This window comes from Fibrella rubiginis, from assembly GCF_017353185.1.
GTDB lineage: Bacteria > Bacteroidota > Bacteroidia > Cytophagales > Spirosomataceae > Fibrella > Fibrella rubiginis.
Window position 1 is genome coordinate 151,155 of sequence record NZ_JAFMYV010000012.1, and the last position, 17,335, is coordinate 168,489.

The 17,335-nt window shown below is 55.8% G+C and carries 16 protein-coding genes; 10 read left to right on the forward strand and 6 right to left on the reverse strand.

The genetic code is table 11. The features are described from left to right. The first annotated feature begins 3 nt into the window (after positions 1 to 3). From J2I47_RS21465 to J2I47_RS21510, 10 genes are all read left to right on the forward strand, one after another. Positions 4 to 1,725, forward strand: a complete 1,722-nt coding sequence (locus J2I47_RS21465) for an alpha-amylase family protein (RefSeq protein WP_207366669.1) — start codon at positions 4 to 6, stop codon at positions 1,723 to 1,725. A gap of 50 nt (positions 1,726 to 1,775) precedes the next feature. Next, entirely contained in the window at positions 1,776 to 2,666 is an 891-nt protein-coding gene (locus J2I47_RS21470) for an N-acetylmuramoyl-L-alanine amidase-like domain-containing protein (RefSeq protein ID WP_207366670.1), read from the forward strand. A gap of 308 nt (positions 2,667 to 2,974) precedes the next feature. Continuing rightward, complete coding sequence (locus J2I47_RS21475; protein ID WP_207366671.1) at positions 2,975 to 3,193, forward strand: YgaP family membrane protein; 219 nt, start codon at positions 2,975 to 2,977, stop codon at positions 3,191 to 3,193. Between the two features lie 85 nt (positions 3,194 to 3,278). Then, positions 3,279 to 4,529, forward strand: a complete 1,251-nt coding sequence (locus tag J2I47_RS21480; protein ID WP_207366672.1) for a sulfite oxidase — start codon at positions 3,279 to 3,281, stop codon at positions 4,527 to 4,529. Positions 4,530 to 4,539: 10 nt separating this feature from the next. Further along, entirely contained in the window at positions 4,540 to 4,941 is a 402-nt protein-coding gene (locus tag J2I47_RS21485; protein WP_207366673.1) for a hypothetical protein, read from the forward strand. 55 nt (positions 4,942 to 4,996) lie between these two features. Then, positions 4,997 to 5,767: a hypothetical protein gene (locus J2I47_RS21490; protein WP_207366674.1), complete on the forward strand. Its 771-nt coding sequence runs from the start codon at positions 4,997 to 4,999 to the stop codon at positions 5,765 to 5,767. A gap of 112 nt (positions 5,768 to 5,879) precedes the next feature. Then, positions 5,880 to 7,205, forward strand: coding sequence for an ethanolamine permease (gene eat / locus J2I47_RS21495; protein ID WP_207366675.1), 1,326 nt, complete (start codon positions 5,880 to 5,882; stop codon positions 7,203 to 7,205). A gap of 20 nt (positions 7,206 to 7,225) precedes the next feature. Further along, positions 7,226 to 7,957 carry a hypothetical protein gene (locus J2I47_RS21500; protein ID WP_207366676.1) on the forward strand — a complete coding sequence of 244 codons (732 nt, stop codon included), beginning with the start codon at positions 7,226 to 7,228 and terminating at the stop codon, positions 7,955 to 7,957. Next, positions 7,938 to 9,245, forward strand: coding sequence for a hypothetical protein (locus J2I47_RS21505; RefSeq protein WP_207366677.1), 1,308 nt, complete (start codon positions 7,938 to 7,940; stop codon positions 9,243 to 9,245). Before J2I47_RS21500 ends, J2I47_RS21505 begins: the two co-directional genes overlap by 20 nt. Before the next feature lie 226 nt (positions 9,246 to 9,471). After that, positions 9,472 to 12,639 (forward strand): DUF5689 domain-containing protein, encoded by a 3,168-nt coding sequence (locus J2I47_RS21510; protein ID WP_207366678.1) that lies wholly within the window; start codon positions 9,472 to 9,474, stop codon positions 12,637 to 12,639. A gap of 352 nt (positions 12,640 to 12,991) precedes the next feature. Here J2I47_RS21510 and J2I47_RS21515 read toward each other — a convergent pair whose 3' ends face one another. From J2I47_RS21515 to menB, 6 genes are all read right to left on the reverse strand, one after another. Next, positions 12,992 to 14,005 carry an ABC transporter ATP-binding protein gene (locus J2I47_RS21515; protein WP_207366679.1) on the reverse strand — a complete coding sequence of 338 codons (1,014 nt, stop codon included), beginning with the start codon at positions 14,003 to 14,005 and terminating at the stop codon, positions 12,992 to 12,994. Between the two features lie 17 nt (positions 14,006 to 14,022). Continuing rightward, entirely contained in the window at positions 14,023 to 14,964 is a 942-nt protein-coding gene (locus J2I47_RS21520; protein ID WP_207366680.1) for a HipA domain-containing protein, read from the reverse strand. Then, a complete protein-coding gene (locus tag J2I47_RS21525; RefSeq protein ID WP_207366681.1) occupies positions 14,961 to 15,284 on the reverse strand; it encodes a HipA N-terminal domain-containing protein in 324 nt (107 codons plus the stop codon). The genes J2I47_RS21520 and J2I47_RS21525 overlap by 4 nt, the downstream gene beginning before the upstream one ends. After that, positions 15,268 to 15,492, reverse strand: a complete 225-nt coding sequence (locus J2I47_RS21530; RefSeq protein ID WP_207366682.1) for a helix-turn-helix transcriptional regulator — start codon at positions 15,490 to 15,492, stop codon at positions 15,268 to 15,270. Before J2I47_RS21530 ends, J2I47_RS21525 begins: the two co-directional genes overlap by 17 nt. 74 nt (positions 15,493 to 15,566) lie before the next feature. After that, a complete protein-coding gene (gene bshB1 / locus J2I47_RS21535) occupies positions 15,567 to 16,289 on the reverse strand; it encodes a bacillithiol biosynthesis deacetylase BshB1 (RefSeq protein WP_207366683.1) in 723 nt (240 codons plus the stop codon). A gap of 108 nt (positions 16,290 to 16,397) precedes the next feature. Then, entirely contained in the window at positions 16,398 to 17,219 is an 822-nt protein-coding gene (gene menB, locus J2I47_RS21540; RefSeq protein ID WP_207366684.1) for a 1,4-dihydroxy-2-naphthoyl-CoA synthase, read from the reverse strand. Positions 17,220 to 17,335: the final 116 nt, after the last annotated feature.

Sequence of the window (17,335 nt, forward strand, 5' to 3'; positions counted from 1 at the left end):
CTTATGGCTTCGCACAAACTGATTATTTACCAACTGCTTCCCCGGCTGTTTGGCAATACCAATACCACCAATCGCCCCTGGGGCACCCTGGCCGAAAACGGGTCGGGTAAGCTGGCCGACATTAATGATGCGGCACTGGAACGTATAAAAACCCTGGGCACCACCCACGTCTGGTATACGGGCCTACCCGAACACGCCACCATGACCGATTATGCGGCGCAGGGCATCCGGCCTGATGACCCCGCCGTGGTAAAGGGTCGCGCCGGGTCACCCTACGCCGTGAAAGATTACTACGACGTTGACCCCGACCTGGCCGTTTCGGTGCCCGATCGAATGGCGGAGTTCGAAGCATTGGTAGCCCGCACACACGCGCACGGCCTGAGGGTGATCATTGATTTTGTACCCAACCACGTAGCCCGGCAATATGGGTCTGATGCCAAACCGGCCAACGTACAGGACCTGGGCGAAGGCGACGACGTGCGGCAGCCTTTTTCAACCGAAAACAATTTTTACTACCTGCCTGGTACACAGTTTGTTCCCCCGTTTGTACCCGGCAGCATCGACGCCCATACTCCGCTCACCAACTCGGCCCCGCCCATTCACGAAGTGCCCGCCCGCGTTACCGGCTCCGGTTCCATTTCTGAGGCCCCACACATCGACGACTGGTACGAAACCATCAAACTAAACTACGGCTACAACGTATTCGACGGTACGCTACATACCGATCCTGCGCCCAACACGTGGATCAAAATGCGCGATATCCTGCTGTTTTGGGCTGCAAAGGGCGTCGATGGGTTCCGGTGCGACATGGCGCATCTGGTACCGGTAGCATTCTGGAAGTGGGTAACGGCCAGTGTGCGGTCAGTGCATCCCGATCTGATTTTCATTGCCGAAATTTATGACCCTGGCCTGTACCGGACCTATATTTTCGAGGGCGGCTTTGATTATTTGTACGACAAAGTAGGCCTCTACGATTCGCTTCGTCGGCTTGTAGAGGGCCACGGGTCATGTTACGACCTCACGCGGGTGTGGCAGGAGGAATCCGGCGATTTTGCCGAACACATGCTGCGCTTTCTGGAAACCCACGACGAGCAGCGCATTGCGTCGTCCTTTTTCGCGGCTGACCCCCGGCGGGCTATTCCGGCTATGGTGATCACAGCCACCATGCATACGGGGCCATACCTGGTCTACTTCGGGCAGGAAGTGGGCGTGCGGGGCGAAGATGCCGAAGGATTCAGCGGACACGATGGTCGCACCACCATCTTCGATTACTGGGGCCTCACCGACTGGCAGGGGCACCTGAACGGTCACCGCTATGACGGGGCGGGCCTTGCCGAAACCCAACGTGACCTTCGGGCCGTTTACGCGAATTTGGGCCAGTTGGTAAATGGGTCACCCGCTATTCGGGAGGGTGGTTTTTATGATCTACAATGGGCCAATGGGACCACACCGGGCTACAAGCTGCACCTGACCTACAGCTACCTTCGCTACACCGAACACCAAACACTGCTGATTGTGTGTAACTTTGACCCACATAACTCGTTGTCGGTCAACCTCATCATCCCCGAACACGCCTTGCTGTTATTGGGCAGATCGATGGGGCAGTCGCTTCGGTGGGTCGATCAGTTTTTAACCACCGAGGCTGTCACCGGCAACGGAAATACCGGTTTTAGCGTGCAAATCCCCTCGTTTGGAGTACGCGTATATCAGCTCGACGTCCGTTAAAATAACCGTTCTCACAGGTATCTTTATCGAACTAGCGCCGTCTGATACGTATGAATGCACGTCTTCTCTGCCTCTTACTGGCCGTTTTTGCCCTACCAGCAACCGCGCAAACCGCCGACGATCTTAAGTACGTAACTATTGTGCCCGGCAAAACAGCGGCCGAAACGGCGGTGCGTACTGGTGAATCGTTTTTGGGCAGGCCCTACGTACATTATACGCTGGAAGGCAATGCCACCGAGCAGTTAGTGGTAAACCTGCAGCAGTTCGACTGTACCACGTTTATCGAAACCACACTGGCGCTGGCCTTCACCGACCAGGAGTTAGGTGCCAGTTACAGCCCCGCCCAGGCTGAACCTGTTTTCCGGAAATACCTGACTAAAATTCGGTATCGCAACGGACAGATCGACGGCTACGCCAGCCGGTTGCATTACCTCTCAGACTGGCTCCGCGATAATGAACGCAAGGGATTTGTGCAGGACGTAACGCACGACATTGGTGGCGTACAGGTGCAGAAGGCGGTGAACTACATGACCACTGCCGTGCATAAATACCCGCACATGAGCGATCCTGCGGTGTACAAGCAGATCACGCAGGTACAGACCGACATTAGTCAGCAGCCGTTCTGGTTTATCCGGAAAGATCAGTTTCGGGCCATCGAATCCAAACTCCGTGAAGGCGACATTATCCTGCTCACGGCGGCCCGCCCCGGCCTCGACACCCGCCACGTGGGCTATGCTACCTGGCGCAATGGTCGTGTGTACCTGCTCCACGCTTCATCTGACTATCACAAAGTCGTGATCACCCCACAACCCCTGGCCGATTACCTGCTCGGCAACAAACGGCTGTCGGGCGTTCGGGTGGCCCGCATCCGGTCGATACCGAATAAAGTAGCGTTCCGCCCCAAACATGCCCGCCTGATGAGCCTGCTGGTGAAACAATAAGTAGGCTGGAGGGTCAGCTAAATCAACGATTCCTTATTGAAACGGCGGCGGTAAGTAGTGTCGTTTGGCCTTTCAGCCAGAGTCTGGGTAGTTGACATTGCATGAGCAGCTTACTAATTAGTTAGACAAGACTTAACAAAAAATACGCAATAAAAATAATCTATAGCAATTTATACTTATCAGTTACAATAGGGTTAACAAACCGCTAAAGCAGTGTTGCCTTACGTCATTTTTTGGTTCTTTTTTCCAAAGGCACGTACTAAACTGCCCTTTTCCTCCTTTATATTGGTCGTCTAACCTTCTCTCGGATGATCCCTAACAACTTGAACGTCGGCTTTATCGACCGACTGGTACGTGGATTGCTAGCCATCGATTTACTGGCTCTCTGGCTGGCAGGTTTCCTTATTGGGCCGCCTGTTACCCTCGCTTTACTCATCGCCACCTATGCCGCCATCACCGGCGTTTTGGGTAGCTGTTTTATTTACTCGCTACTAGGCATCAACACCCGCCAACGTACCGAACCGTAACATAGCCTCCAGTCTTCTACGCGAAAGCGCCCCGTTTATAGACCATAAGCGGGGCGCTTTCGCGTAGAAGACCCTATCTTTGGTTATGGCTTCCTCTTCTCTTTTCAACCGGCGTGGTTTCCTGCGCCAAAGTGCGCTGGCCAGTATAACAGGATTGCTGGGCGCACCCATCGTCTATGCCAGAAACCTGCCCGCGCACTATTTGCCACTGGTTCTGGAACCTGACCCCAATCCGCTGCTCGACAAAGACAAGGCTATGATCGTGCTCAACGACAAGCCCTGGAACGTGGAGACGCCCCCTCACCTGCTCGACGATGCGGTGACCCCCGCCAGCCGGATGTTTGTCCGTAATAATGGCCTCTATCCCGCCGACCTTTCCGAGAAAACCCTGGCCAACTGGACGCTCACCGTTAATGGTGAATCGGTGAAGCAAACGAAGACATATTCACTGGCCGACCTGAAAAAGCGTTTCAAAACCTACACCTACCAACTTGTGCTGGAGTGCGCGGGCAACGGGCGGGCGGGGTATTTCCCGAAAACGGCGGGCAACCAGTGGACTGAGGGGGCCGTAAGCTGCGCCGAGTGGACGGGTGTCCGCCTCAAAGACCTGCTGGCCGACGTGGGCCTGAAAGCCGACGCAGTTTACATTGGCTACTATGGTCGCGATCAGCACCTTAGCCTCGACCCGACCAAGTCGCCCATCTCACGGGGGGTGCCTATGAAGAAGGCCCTGGAAGACGAAACGCTCATTGCCTGGGCCATGAACGGGCAACCCATCCCGGCGGCGCACGGCGCACCGTTGCGGCTGGTAATCGGTGGCTGGCCCGCGTCGGTGTCGGGCAAGTGGCTCCACACTATCGCGGTGCGGAACAAGGTTCATGATGGGACCAAAATGACCGGTAAGAGCTACAAAGTACCCATCAACCCCACCGCACCGGGAGTAGACCCGCCCGAAGATCAGTTCAAAATTATCGAGTCGATGCCGGTGAAATCGGTGATCACGTTTCCGCAAACGGGCCTGCAACTACCTGCCGACGGGCGCACGGTGTCGTTGCGAGGTCATGCCTGGGCAGGCGACCGGACCGTACGTGAGGTGCAGGTATCGCACGATTTTGGCGCAACCTGGCAACGGGCCGACCTGAAGCCCGCCCGAAACCGGCTGGCGTGGCAACACTGGTCGGCAAAAATTACGCTGCCCCAGCCGGGCTATTACGAACTTTGGGCACGCGCTACCGACGACGCGGGCGTGTCGCAGCCGATGGTGATGCCCCAGTGGAACCCGGAAGGCTATTGCAACAATGCCTGCCACCGGGTAGCGGTAAAGGTAGGCGCTTAACCAACTGATTATGAAGTCTATTCTCTTTCTCACGCTGGTAGCCATCGGCTTTTTGTCGCTGCAGACCGGTACGCCCCCGGCTTTGTCAGGAGCGTCCGGAGCGCCGACTTCGGTGGCTGATACGGTGAAGACCGATCCCGAAACCGGGCTGGCCGTTGATAACAACCTGGCCCTGGTCCGGACGCATTGCACAGGCTGCCATTCGACGAAGCTAATTCGGCAAAACCGCTTTACCCGCGACGGCTGGAAACAAAAGATTCGCTGGATGCAACGCACCCAGAAGCTCTGGGACCTGGGCGAAGCAGAACCCGCCGTACTCGACTACCTGACCAAATACTACGGCCCCGACGACAAGCCGTTCGATGGTCGGCGGCTGCCCCTGCGCACCGACCGCTGGCATGCCATGAACTAGCCTTATTTTTGTTCGTCAGTATTGCTCCTACCACACCGCTTTTTCCACCCGCCGTATGTCTGCCAAAGCTTTTTACCAGACGTTTTTCCAGACCGAACAACTTTTTCGGCGTGCCGACGATGCCCTGTCTTTTCCAGCCCTGCACAACACGCCTGACGAGCAGCTCAGCCCGGCAGTCACTACAGAATCGCTGCTTGTTGACGCAGAATCCGTTGATATTGAACCCATTGTCATTGCCATCAGCGACCCTGTTCTTCCACCTGTACCGGCAAAAACCGAGGTAGCCGACGTTGCGGTAACTGAGCCAGCGGGGCTAGTGCAACCAGCCGTTGTTGAAACGGCGGCGATCCTTGTTGAGCCTGCTCCGGTTGCGCCTGCGGCACCGGCAGCAACGCCACCGACTCAATCTACTGGTCAGCCAAACGATTCTAAACCACCCGTTTCGCGAAAGCCGGTATCGCCGCAGATAAGCCAGAAAGTGCTGATTCTGGTGGATGAGGAGATGCAGGCGAGCGATTTGCTCTTCCTCGAAAAAATCCTGAAAGCAGTGCATCTCGACATCGACGGTGTTGATCTGCTGAACGTGCATGGTACGAGCAACGTCAATTTCAGCGAACTGTTGAAGGGCAAGTACATTCATCACTTTTTCACCTTCGGCGTCCCCTTCAGCCGCATCAACCTCGACATCCTGATGGATCGCTATCAGCCCGTCCGCTTCGATGGGATTACGTTCCTCATGGCCGATTCGCTGCCCGCCATTGAAACCGACGTGGCCCTGAAAAAGAAGCTCTGGGAAGCGTTGAAGAAGATTTTTCTGTGGCGATGACCAGGGGGTGATTGTTTGTCTGTTGGGTTGTTTGTGCGTTTATCTGTCGTTTTAACGTGCCAGCCTGAAGTCAACAACCCAACGGACAAACACACAAACAACTCAACAACCGATGCCTAACCATCCTGATAGCCCACCCCTACGTCGCGTATTGACCACCGCGCAACTTTGGGGCATCGCAGTGGGGCTGGTCATCTCTGGTGAGTATTTCGGCTGGAATTATGGCTGGTCTGTAGCGGGCACCATTGGTTTCGGAATAGCCACGGCCATTGTCACGGTGTTTTACATCGCCTTCGTTTTCAGCTACACCGAACTGACGGCGGCCATTCCTGATGCGGGTGGGCCATTTGCCTACGCCTACCGCGCCTTCGGCCCCACCGGCGGATTCCTGGCCGGGTTTGCTACGCTGGTCGATTTTTTGCTGGCCCCGCCCGCCATCGCTGCCGCCCTGGGTGCCTACGCCCACTTTCTGAACCCGGCCCTGTCGTCGCTGTGGGTGAGCGTTGTTTCGTACGTCGTCTTTGTGGGCATCAATATGCTCGGTGTACGCGACTCGGCTAATTTTTCGCTTGTCGTGACCATCCTCGCGGTCGTTGAACTGCTGGTGTTCATGATTCTGGTGGCTCCGGCGTTCAACGTTAGTAACGTGGTGGCGCATACCGAAGATTTTCATTGGACGGGTGTTTTTGCGGCCCTGCCGTTTGCCATCTGGTTCTACCTGGCTATCGAGGGGGTGGCGATGGTGGCCGAAGAAGTACGCGACCCCCGCCGTACCATCCCCCGCGCCTACCTGCTCAGTATCGGCACGCTGGTGTTGCTGGCGGTGGGTACCATGCTGCTCTGCGCCGGGGCGGGTGACTGGCGGCGCCTCGCCACCATCGACTACCCCCTGCCCGAAACCTTGTCGATGGTGCTGGGCCACAACAGCGTCTGGACAAAGCTGTTTGCCAGTATTGGTTTGTTTGGGCTGATTGCGTCGTTTCACTGCAACACGCTGGGCTACTCACGGCAGATTTACGTATTGGCCCGCAACGGCTACCTGCCTGCGTTTCTGGCGCAGGTAAACGAGCGGTTTCGTACGCCGCACTGGGCACTCGTCACGGGCGGGGGCATTGGCCTGGTGGCCCTTTTTTCGGGCAGCACCAACCAGATTATTGTGCTTTCGGTACTGGGGGCCATGGCTATGTATACGATCAGTCTGCTTAGTCTGTTGGCCCTTCGGAAACAGGAGCCCAACCTGGAAAGACCCTTTAAAACGCCATTTTATCCGTTTTTGCCGCTCTTAGCCCTCTTTCTGTCCCTAATTTGCTTACTTGCCATCATCTACTTCAATCCCTGGCTTAGCGGCTTATTCGCTGGCCTTGGCGGACTGTCGCTGTTACTATTCCGGCTGGTGGGCCGTCGGGCTGTTCCTGTCAAGGTCAATGTGCTCGACTAGCCGATTATGCTTGCCTCATTATGATTGCATCGTCTTTCCCATACGCGCCCGTCGCTTTGTCGCGGGTATTACCTCCGTTGCCTGGCTGGCTTGCCGACGAGGCTAGCCTGGCCGACGAAGCGGTGCTGTTTGGCCTATCAGAAGCCCGGCCTGAGGAGCGCGTAGCCCAAATCAGACTGGCCTTTGCGGAACGAACGGTATGGCTGGAAAAGCAGATCGAGCAGGCACAGGAGCAGGTTGGCGACCTTAACCTGGCTATCGAAACAGCCCATGCCCAACTACATGAGCGTCGATCAGGCCCACAACCGCCCCGTGCCGAACGTTTGTTTTCGGTGGCGGGGCAACGGTTCCTGCTTTGGTTGGTCGTGTCGCTGCTGATTAGCGCCGGGGCTTTCTGGAGTGTAGATACGTTGTTTCCGGCCACATCAGTAGGTTTGTTGATGGGTGCCCTACTGGGTATGGCTGGCGTTGGCGTGGCCCTGATTCGCTACCGTTTCGACCAGAAAGCCCGCCTGGAGCAACAGCGGGCCGACCGGTTGCATCATGACGAACAAACGACCAAGGCACGCGCCGAAGTGGCTGATCTTCAGTTGGCTAAGCAACAAGTAATCAGCAGTCTGTACCAGGCTGAGGCCCATCGTGACGCGCAATACGCCCACCGCGACCGGCTGATTCGCCTGTTCGAGAGTGAGTTCGATCTGGCCCGCAGCCTGCGCTACAGCCTCAAACCCGATGACGCCCCCTATGTCTGACTACCAGCATGGCTACGACAGTGGTCGCGACGGAGCACCCCGCGATTCGTTTGAAAGCCTGGTTTCCAGCCAGGAGCACGAGGTTTTTCTGGTCAAACAAATTGCCCGGCGCGAAGCCGACATTCAGTGGCTGGATGCGCAGATCGAGCGGACTACGACCCAACGGGAAAATCTTCAGCAACAAATTCTTCCGCTGATCAGCTCACTGGCGGCGGCTACAGCACCTCTCCAACAAATACGTGAGCAACACGCTGCTATTCAGGCCGAACAGGCTCAGCTACTGGCTCGTCGCGCCGCCAGTACCCCAGAATATTCCGTAGTGGGCGGGCTATTTTTCTTTGTGGCGGGCCTGTCGTTTTTGCTGGGCGACCTGGTAATCTCGCACGAGATTGTGGCCTATGCGCTCAACATCCGCGATAACGTAGAAGCCTGGGCCTTTGCTGCCGGGCTGGCCATGGTAACGGTGCTGCTGAAACCTGCTTATGACCGACTGCTTGAACGCCCCTACCAAACGGACCCCGCCCGGTATGGCGCGCGGTATAGCCGTTTCAAGCTCATGATGGCCGGTTTTGCCCTCATTACCCTGATGGTACTCGGCTGGTTTCGGTACGAAGCCTACCGCACCGATCAGCTTAAAGCGGCCATCAACCGCAGCATCCGGCAGTTGCAGCAAAACGCACAACCTACCGACGACAGCGCCGTTTCGGTGGGGGTTGACCCGGCTATGTTGGCCCAGATAGACGTAAAGTTGCAGCAGTCCGGCGCGATGAACATGGCACTGGTGAGCAGCCCGTGGGCCATGCTGTCGTTTGTGCTGAGCGGACTGCTGTTTGCGCTGGCGGGTGCTGTTTGTCTGGGTATTGGTTTGCCCGTCTTGGCCCTGTTCTGGACACGCTGGCTACAAATTGACCGCCGACGGGCCGTGTTGCGCAAGCGGGAAAAGGCGCTGCTGCGTGAACTGACGCCATTGGAAGCAACGTACAGTGAGCATGATGCACACCGGCTGGCACTGGCTGAACAGCTAGCCCAACTACCCGTGGGTGCCGAATTGCATCAGCAGAGGCAGGCGTTAATCACAGAAACAGAGGGTCTGGCTAACGAACTCCGGCTCGCCATTACCGACAGGCGCATTGCCCACTATAACGACGGCTATGCCAAAGGAGAAGCCGCCCGCGACCTGCCTCAATCACGCTATAGTCAGGACGAAATCAACGCGCTGATGCCCCGCCCCCATCAGGCCATCCGGCAGTTGATTCGGCAACGTCTCGATCAGCAAAACGATCAGTAGAAAACAGGGCAGCCGGCTCGGGTAATACTCAATGAATTCGGGTAACGCTTCAGGGCAGCGGCTACATACCGATAACTCACTTTACCCTGTATAAGTGGGCAGCTTCATGTACTAATGCACTATTTTGCAGACCAAAACCCAGAGATAATTTCGTGGTAATAGTCTGATCACTATAGGCAATTATCTTGGAGGAAAAATAGACCCATCAACGTTCTTCCCGCTGTTTATGCACCAACCACTACGGTTTCTCTGGCTCCTTATTACGGGAGCTTTTTTTATGGTTGCCCAGGTTTCTGTTGGGCAAGTCACCCTGAACAATTCCGGAAATTACACGGAAACGTTTGATGGTATTGGCACTGGCTACCCCACGGGCTGGACCAGTTACACAGGGGCAACGGCCACATCATTGGGTAATGCCGTTGTGCTAACTACAGCAACCACTTCGTGGAACAACACGGCGGGAGCGTTCAAAAACTTCGCATCGGGTGATATTGGCGCGTCGGGTACACAAGCCTCGGCAACTGACCGGGCCCTGGGCTTGCGGCAAACGGGTGCCTTTGGCGATCCCGGCGCTGCTTTTGCGCTTCAGTTGGCCAACACAACCGGCTATCAGGCATTTAACCTGACGTTTAAACTTCAAAGCCTGGACGCCACGGCCGTAGGTCGGCAAACAACCTGGCGCGTAGACTACGGTTTTGGCGCATCACCCACCGTCTACACAGCCATTGCCACCACGCCTACACCGCTCACAACCACCTATGGCACCTTTGCCAACCAGACCGTTACAGTCAATTTTAGCAACGTGTTAGACAACCAGCCCGGGCCAGTCTGGATACGTATAGTGGCATTAGCCGCGACAACCGGCAGCGGTACCCGTGCCTCAACGGGTATTGACGATTTTACCCTTACCTACTCTACGGTTTCGGCAACAGCCCCTTCGCTGTTTGCTAACCCGGCCACGTTAACGGGCTTTTTCACCCTGCAGGGCACTCCATCGGCGGTTAAATCCTATACGCTGACAGGGTCCAATCTGGGAGCGGGCAACGTAGTGGCTACAGCCCCAACGGGCTACGAACTGGCCGTTAGCGGCACCACGTCCTTCGCGTCGACTCTTTCCCTGCCAACCACCAGCGGCACGATTAGTCAGCCCGTCGATGTGCGGTTGTCGGGGGCAGGGGCAGGCACGGTGAGCGGTACCATCACCCACACCACGGGTACTACGGCAGTGGCGTCGGTCAGCGTGAGCGGTCTGGTCGACACGGGCGGCGGGCAGGTTGGCCCCTGCGGCACGAGCCAGTCTATCCTCTCGGCACGGCAACTCGGTACGGGTCAGGTGGTCACTATTTCGGGTCGACTGACGGTGTCCGGGCAGTTTGCCAATGGGCGGAACTATTACCTGCAGGATGCAGGGGGAGGCATCGCCATTTTCGATTCGCCCGATAACCGGGGCATCGACTACGCCCTTGGCGATTTTATTCAGGTAACGGGCACCACAGATGCGTTTAATTCAGACAAACAGCTGAAAACCATCACCTGCTTTGGCCGGATCGGTACGGACAATGTACCCGTAACGCCTACCCCAATTGCCGCTGCTGACCTCTGCAATTACCAGGGGCAACTGGTGTCTATCTCGAACGTATCGTTTGCCGCTGCTGCCGGAACAACGTTTGTGGGCAGCACCAACTACGCGCTCACCGGCCTCCCCGGTCAGGTACGGATATACAATACCACCAACCTTGTCAGTTCACTGCGCCCAACCGGCACCACCAGCATCACGGGCGTAGTAGGCGTGTTCAACTCGACCTGCCAGATTTTCCCCCGCTTTATTTCCGACGTTGACGGGGCGGTAGCCAATTCGGGGGCGGTATGTGGTGTGCCAACCATTACGCCTGACCCCAACGCACTGGATGTGATCATCTGGAACGTAGAGTGGCTGGGCAACCCCGCCAACGGTCCCAGCCAGAGCGGCGCGGGCGATGCTACGCAGATTGCCAACGTGACCACCGTGCTCAAAAACCTCAACGCCGATGTGTTTATGCTCGAAGAGGTGTGTCAGTATAACGCTGCCAACCCAACCGACAACAGCACCGCGTTTGGTCAGCTGATCAACGGACTCAACAGCCAATATGGCGCTGGCACCTACGCGGGCGAATGCTCACCGGCAGTGTCGGGTAGTGTGCCCGATGCCAACCCACAGCGGGTGTGCATCATCTACAAATCTGCCCTAGTGACCAAAGTGGCCAGCCGCCCACTGCTGACGGGTGCTACTGTGACGGGCTACCCCACAGGCAATCCATCGCAATTCTACGCTTCAGGCCGACTGCCATTTATGTTTACGGGTCAGGTCACGATCAACAGTGATAGCAAAACGGTTCGTTTCATAGGTATCCATGCCAAGTCGGGGTCTGACCAGACGTCCTATAATCGCCGGGTGTATGACACAAAGGCCCTCTACGATACCTTGGTGGCCCAATACCCCAACGACCTGATCATCTACGCGGGCGATATCAACGATGACGTAGACAAGTCTATTTACCTGACCGACCCAACCAATAACGTGGCCGCCATCAGCAGCTACAAGCCGTTTCTCTACACCGATCCGAACGAAACGAACATCAACGGCACCCGGCCGAATGCCAATTTTGTGGCCATCACCAAAGCCCTGAGTGACGCGGGTTGTGCCTCAACGGTCAGCTACCCCGACATCATCGACCACATCATCGTGTCGAACGAAATGGCCCCAGCCTACGTCGCCAACTCGGTAACGCGGATCACGCCCAACATCAGTAACTACGGCAACACCACCACCGACCACTACCCGATCTACGCCAAATTCAACCTGGCGAGTGCCCTACCCGTGCAGTTGGTCGATTTCCGGGCCACGGTAGTTGGTGATCAGGTGTCGCTGGGCTGGGAAACAGCGATGGAGAAAGACGCGGCTCAGTTTGTGGTGGAGCGGAGTGCAGACCTAAACGAATTTGGCGCTATTGGGCAGCTAAAGCCCGTAGGCAATTCAACCACGCGCCAAACCTACACGCTGGTTGACAAGGCCCCCCGCCCCGGCACCAACTACTACCGCCTTCGCACCGTAGACCAGGACGGTACCAGTCAGCTAAGCAAAGTGGTGGCCGCCACCATCGACGACGTGACGCCCGTGATGACCGTGACGGGAAATCCCATTACTGACGGCAAAATCAGGCTCGCCGTGCGCAACATGGCCGGAGCTACCTACCAGCTTCGCACCATTACGGGGCAGACGATTCGGACTACGGTAACGAACCAGAACGACCGTCTGGTTGAACTGCAACTGGGTCAGCCCGTCAGCGCGGGTCTCTACCTGCTGGAAGGTACCATCGGCACGGCGCAACAGGTCGTGAAAATTTTGGCCGACTGATGGTTAGGTTAAGTTCGTTCAGGCTTCGCGCGTGATGCCCTTCGACAAGCTCAGGGTGACGACGAGCTTGAATCAACACAGGAGGATTGTTCTGGTGGCTTGTCACCCTGAGCCTGTCGAAGGGCACGATGCGCGTAGCCACCAGCGCTACCGCAACAGATACGGCGAATACATAAGTTATATAGCTTATTTAATTTGCCTCTTGCAACCAAAACCCCGTCTGGAGTATCCTGTCAATAAATAGGATATGCCGGACGGGGTTTTGCGTCAAAACCAACTTAGATAAGCACGTTTGTGAAGTACGTAGTGCTTTTTTTGCTACCTAAGAGCAAAAACGTGTGCCTACACAGCATCAACTGAACGTCAACAGATTCTTCGCCACGATGCGCAGCCTGATTTCATCACCAACGGCTACATCAGGCTGCGAGGTCAGCACCCGCAGGCACACAAACCGGTTGATGCGCACCAGCAGTTCGGTGTCGCGCCCCTGAAAAAACACCCCCTCCACCCGGCCCGACACCGGTCCGGTAGGGTCGATTTGTATGTGTTCGGGCCGGATGCCGTATTCTGTGTCGCCGTTGGTTACGGCGGGCAACCCCAGCGCGGGCAGGTGCTTCCCCCGGATAAGGTTAATGGGGCCGGTGAGGCTGGCCGCGTAGGCGTTTTTGGGCTGGCTATACACCCGGCGCGGCGTATCGAGCTGGATGAGTCGCCCGCGTTGCAACAGTCCGATCTGATCGGAAATAGACAGCGCATCGGAGGCGTCGTGGGTCACAAACAGGCAGGCCGTGCCCGAACCGGGGTTGGTGGCGCTGTCAGTGCCGCGGACCAGGTCGATCAGTACGTCGCGGATGAGAAGTCGGTTGGGCAGGTCGAGGTGGCTGAACGGCTCGTCCAGCAGCAGTACGCGGGCGGGTTCGGCAATGGCGCGGGCAATGGCGGTGCGCTGCTTTTCGCCGCCCGACGTTTCGCGGGGTTTGTGATGCTGCACCGCCTCCAGTCTGCATAACCGCAGGAGTTCATTTACCCGTTGGTCGCGGTAGGCGCGTTCGTAATAGCGCAGGGCGTATGCGATATTGTCGCGGATACTCACATTGGGCATTAGCTGGTATTCCTGATGCACCACCCGTATTTGCGGATGCCCCGCCACGAGCCGGTCTTTCGGCCCGGCCACGGGTTGCCCGTTCAGCGCAATAGTGCCTTTATCAGCATCCAGCAGCCCCGCCAGCAGGTTCAGCAACGTGCTCTTCCCCGACCCGCTTGCTCCCACCAACGCCACTAGCTGCCCCGCCGCCAGCGATAACGTCACGTTCCGAACGGCAGTCAGGTCATCAAATGATCTGGTGAGGTTGTGTGCAGTGAGCATAGTGTATTTCGCCGGAATTAGTGCTGGTAAAACAGGCGATCATAGCGCTCAAGAAACAGTTCACCATAAGCCTGTTTCATAGTTAACGTCAAAAAACTACGCCCCACAAATGGCTGAACCTTCTTTGCCCGATCCATAATTCGGCCAAATATATTTGCCTGTTGCCGTTCAGTGAGTTGAAGGTAACTACCAAAAGCGGCCCAGTCGGTGCTACGAAAACGACTCTTCTTTCCATTGAGCGGCAGGGCCAGTTCTTCTGTATCTGTTGGCAGTAGCAGCTTGGTGGCCAGCAGGTCATAAGCAGGTGTCAGGGCGATTCCTGCTTCGCTACGCCACAACGAAAAATTCTTCAGGTGCATATCTGCGTTGCCAGTTAAAAAGCAAAAAAGCGTCAGTTCAAACAGGGTCACGGCATCAAGCTGAGGTTGCTGACTGTACTGTTTTATCAACTTGGCCACCGTTTCCATTGACCCTTTGTACTTGTCGGCAGTTACCCGACCAGCCAACTGGCAAAAATCTTCCATCGACCGTTTTTTTCTATCATCCGTGCGGTCAATACGCTTTGTAAGGTAGGCCAATTCGCCACTTTCGAGCCGAATGAGTGTGTGCGGAACGGTTTGAATACCAAACAACTGTGCTAAATGCATCGTCAGATCTTCCACTTCGGGCATTTCCGGGTACAACGCATAGGGGGGCTTCAAGATAAAATTCCCCCATAAGCCTACAAACGTTAGCCTCGACTGCCCCATGCCTCCTTCCAGCGTAAGAGACAGTTTAGGTTGCACACCTGTAACAGAAATTTGCTGTCGCACCAGTTGCTCGGCTAGCCGATGCATGGTGTCCAGCGTATAGGGTAAGATCGGCGGCTTTTTTTGCCCAAAAAACGCCAGACTACACCGTTCGTGAAAATCAATCTCGTCTTTTGGCAATGGCTGGTAACAGGCTAAACAACGGTTCATGAGATTCGCTCCATGATAGACACATTTCCAATACAGTCACGGCAACAGGCCAACAGCAGCCCAAAGCGATCTTTGGCAGCCAGTTTCCAATTGTCTTCTGCTATTTGCAGCAGCCAACCTTCGGGGATAAGCCCGTCGAAAAAAGGAAAAAGCACTGCGCTTTGATACAGTTGTTCGCGTAATGGCATCGTCAAACTGACCGGTAACGAATCAACATTGTCAAGGTATACGGGATCATATTGGAACGTGTACCCTTCGTCGGTTTCTGCCAAAAGCCCCGCTTTTCGGTCATCAACCCATACATCAGCTTGTCGGCTCATCGGGTTTGTTTGGTTTACGTATTGGCCCGGCTTCGTGACCGAATAAGCCTAGCACCTGATTCACTTTATCGAGGCGCAACGAGGCTTTTCCCTGTTCCAGATCACGTATAAATCGCAAACCCACGCCCGCTTTATAGGCTAAGTCTTCCTGCGTCAACTTATTGACCCGGCGGCGTTGCTTCACAAATTCACTCAGTATTGTTGGCATAGCTATACCAGAAAGGGTATAAATTGACCCATTTCAGGCCAATTTATACCCTTTCTAGTATAACGTCAAATCTGTTATTTCAGCGCGAACAGATCCTGTACGCCCAACATGCGTTTGCTGATAAAGCCTTCGCCAAACTCGACGTTGATCATGTGGCCATGTTCGCGGGTACGCGACTCCAGAAATTTCATGAACGCCTCACCCGAAATGTAGCTCTGCGGTTCGTCACTCTCAGGATTGAAAAACTGGCTTTTATACGCCTTGATGGCATCCAGTTTCTGGTTCCAGTACGGCGACACATCGACCACAAAATCGGGTTTTAGTGATCGGTCCTGGATGAAATAATAGACGTATGTGGGCCGGTGCGCTTCCTGAACCTCGCCGGTTTCGGGATCGGTCGTTTCCAGCATGCGCAGACCGCTGTAGAAACAGGCATCGGTTACCAGTTGTGCCGCCCGCCCGTGATCGGGGTGCCGGTCATCGACGGTATTGGTCAGTACAATTTGGGGCTTGAAATGCCGAATCCAGGCAATGAGCGCCTTTTGGTGTTCCTCGTCGTTTTTAAAAAACCCGTCCTTGAAACCCATGTTGTGCCGCGCCGACAGCCGCATCACGCGGGCGCCCTCAGCGGCTTCCTGCTCCCGAATGTCGGGCGTTCCGCGTGTGCCGAGTTCACCCCGCGTGAGGTCAATAACGGCCACCGTTTTACCCTGGTCAATCAGCGACAGTACCGTGCCTGCGCTGGTCATTTCAACATCGTCGGGATGCGCCGCAATGCAAAGTACGTCTACGTTCATGGGAAGGGAAGTTCAATGTCTAACGTTTAAGGTTTAACGTTGCTTGGCGCTCTGCTTGATCCATGCGCGAAGCAACGTTAAACCTTAAACGTTAAACATTGAACTCATTTAAGGAAACTTGGGAAACTTGCTGAAATCGGGTTTGCGCTTTTCGAGGAACGCGTTTTTGCCTTCTTTGGCCTCTTCAGAGAGGTAGTAAAGCAGCGTGGCATCACCGGCAAGTTGCTGAATACCAGCCTGTCCGTCGAGTTCGGCGTTGAAGGCGGCTTTGAGCATACGGAGGGCAATGGGGCTTTTCGCGAGCATCTTGCGGCACCAGGCAATGGTTTCGTCTTCGAGCTTGTCCAGCGGCACCACTTTGTTTACCAGACCCATGTCGAGGGCTTCCTGGGCGTTGTACTGGTCGCAGAGAAACCAGATTTCGCGGGCCTTTTTCTGACCCACCACCCGCGCCAGATACGACGCCCCGAAGCCGCCATCGAACGAACCAACAACGGGTCCGGTTTGGCCAAAACGGGCGTTATCAGCAGCAATGGAAATGTCGCAGACCACGTGCAATACGTGCCCACCGCCGATGGCGTAGCCCGCCACCATGGCCACCACGGGCTTGGGAATGCGCCGAATCTGCATCTGGAAATCAAGCACGTTCAGGCGCGGCACAGCATCTTCGCCAACGTAGCCGCCATGCCCCCGCACCGACTGATCGCCACCGCTGCAAAACGCATCGGGACCTTCGCCGGTGAGGATCACCACACCCACCGCCGGGTCCTGCCGGGCAATCTCCATTGCCTCCGACATCTCCTGTACGGTCAGTGGGGTAAACGCATTACGCTTGTGGGGCCGGTTGATGGTGATCTTCGCGATCCCTTCAAAAAACTCAAACTTAATCTCGCGGTACTCGCGGATGGATTGCCAGTTGTAGTTGCTCATGTAAGTGAATGAGCGAATGAGTGAATGAGTGAATGAGCGAATAGGTTGGTCGCTGCGCGACGTCTTTTATTTATAAAAATAAACAGCCGCGCAGCGACCAACCTATTCGCTCATTC

Bases quoted from the DNA above. Each gene is read 5' to 3' on its own strand.
- J2I47_RS21465 (WP_207366669.1), top strand. From the start codon at position 4: ATGGCTTCGCACAAACTGATTATTTACCAACTGCTTCCCCGGCTGTTT.
- J2I47_RS21470 (WP_207366670.1), top strand. From the start codon at position 1,776: ATGAATGCACGTCTTCTCTGCCTCTTACTGGCCGTTTTTGCCCTACCA.
- J2I47_RS21475 (WP_207366671.1), top strand. From the start codon at position 2,975: ATGATCCCTAACAACTTGAACGTCGGCTTTATCGACCGACTGGTACGT.
- J2I47_RS21480 (WP_207366672.1), top strand. From the start codon at position 3,279: ATGGCTTCCTCTTCTCTTTTCAACCGGCGTGGTTTCCTGCGCCAAAGT.
- J2I47_RS21485 (WP_207366673.1), top strand. From the start codon at position 4,540: ATGAAGTCTATTCTCTTTCTCACGCTGGTAGCCATCGGCTTTTTGTCG.
- J2I47_RS21490 (WP_207366674.1), top strand. From the start codon at position 4,997: ATGTCTGCCAAAGCTTTTTACCAGACGTTTTTCCAGACCGAACAACTT.
- eat (WP_207366675.1), top strand. From the start codon at position 5,880: ATGCCTAACCATCCTGATAGCCCACCCCTACGTCGCGTATTGACCACC.
- J2I47_RS21500 (WP_207366676.1), top strand. From the start codon at position 7,226: ATGATTGCATCGTCTTTCCCATACGCGCCCGTCGCTTTGTCGCGGGTA.
- J2I47_RS21505 (WP_207366677.1), top strand. From the start codon at position 7,938: ATGACGCCCCCTATGTCTGACTACCAGCATGGCTACGACAGTGGTCGC.
- J2I47_RS21510 (WP_207366678.1), top strand. From the start codon at position 9,472: ATGCACCAACCACTACGGTTTCTCTGGCTCCTTATTACGGGAGCTTTT.
- J2I47_RS21515 (WP_207366679.1), bottom strand. From the start codon at position 14,005: ATGCTCACTGCACACAACCTCACCAGATCATTTGATGACCTGACTGCC.
- J2I47_RS21520 (WP_207366680.1), bottom strand. From the start codon at position 14,964: ATGAACCGTTGTTTAGCCTGTTACCAGCCATTGCCAAAAGACGAGATT.
- J2I47_RS21525 (WP_207366681.1), bottom strand. From the start codon at position 15,284: ATGAGCCGACAAGCTGATGTATGGGTTGATGACCGAAAAGCGGGGCTT.
- J2I47_RS21530 (WP_207366682.1), bottom strand. From the start codon at position 15,492: ATGCCAACAATACTGAGTGAATTTGTGAAGCAACGCCGCCGGGTCAAT.
- bshB1 (WP_207366683.1), bottom strand. From the start codon at position 16,289: ATGAACGTAGACGTACTTTGCATTGCGGCGCATCCCGACGATGTTGAA.
- menB (WP_207366684.1), bottom strand. From the start codon at position 17,219: ATGAGCAACTACAACTGGCAATCCATCCGCGAGTACCGCGAGATTAAG.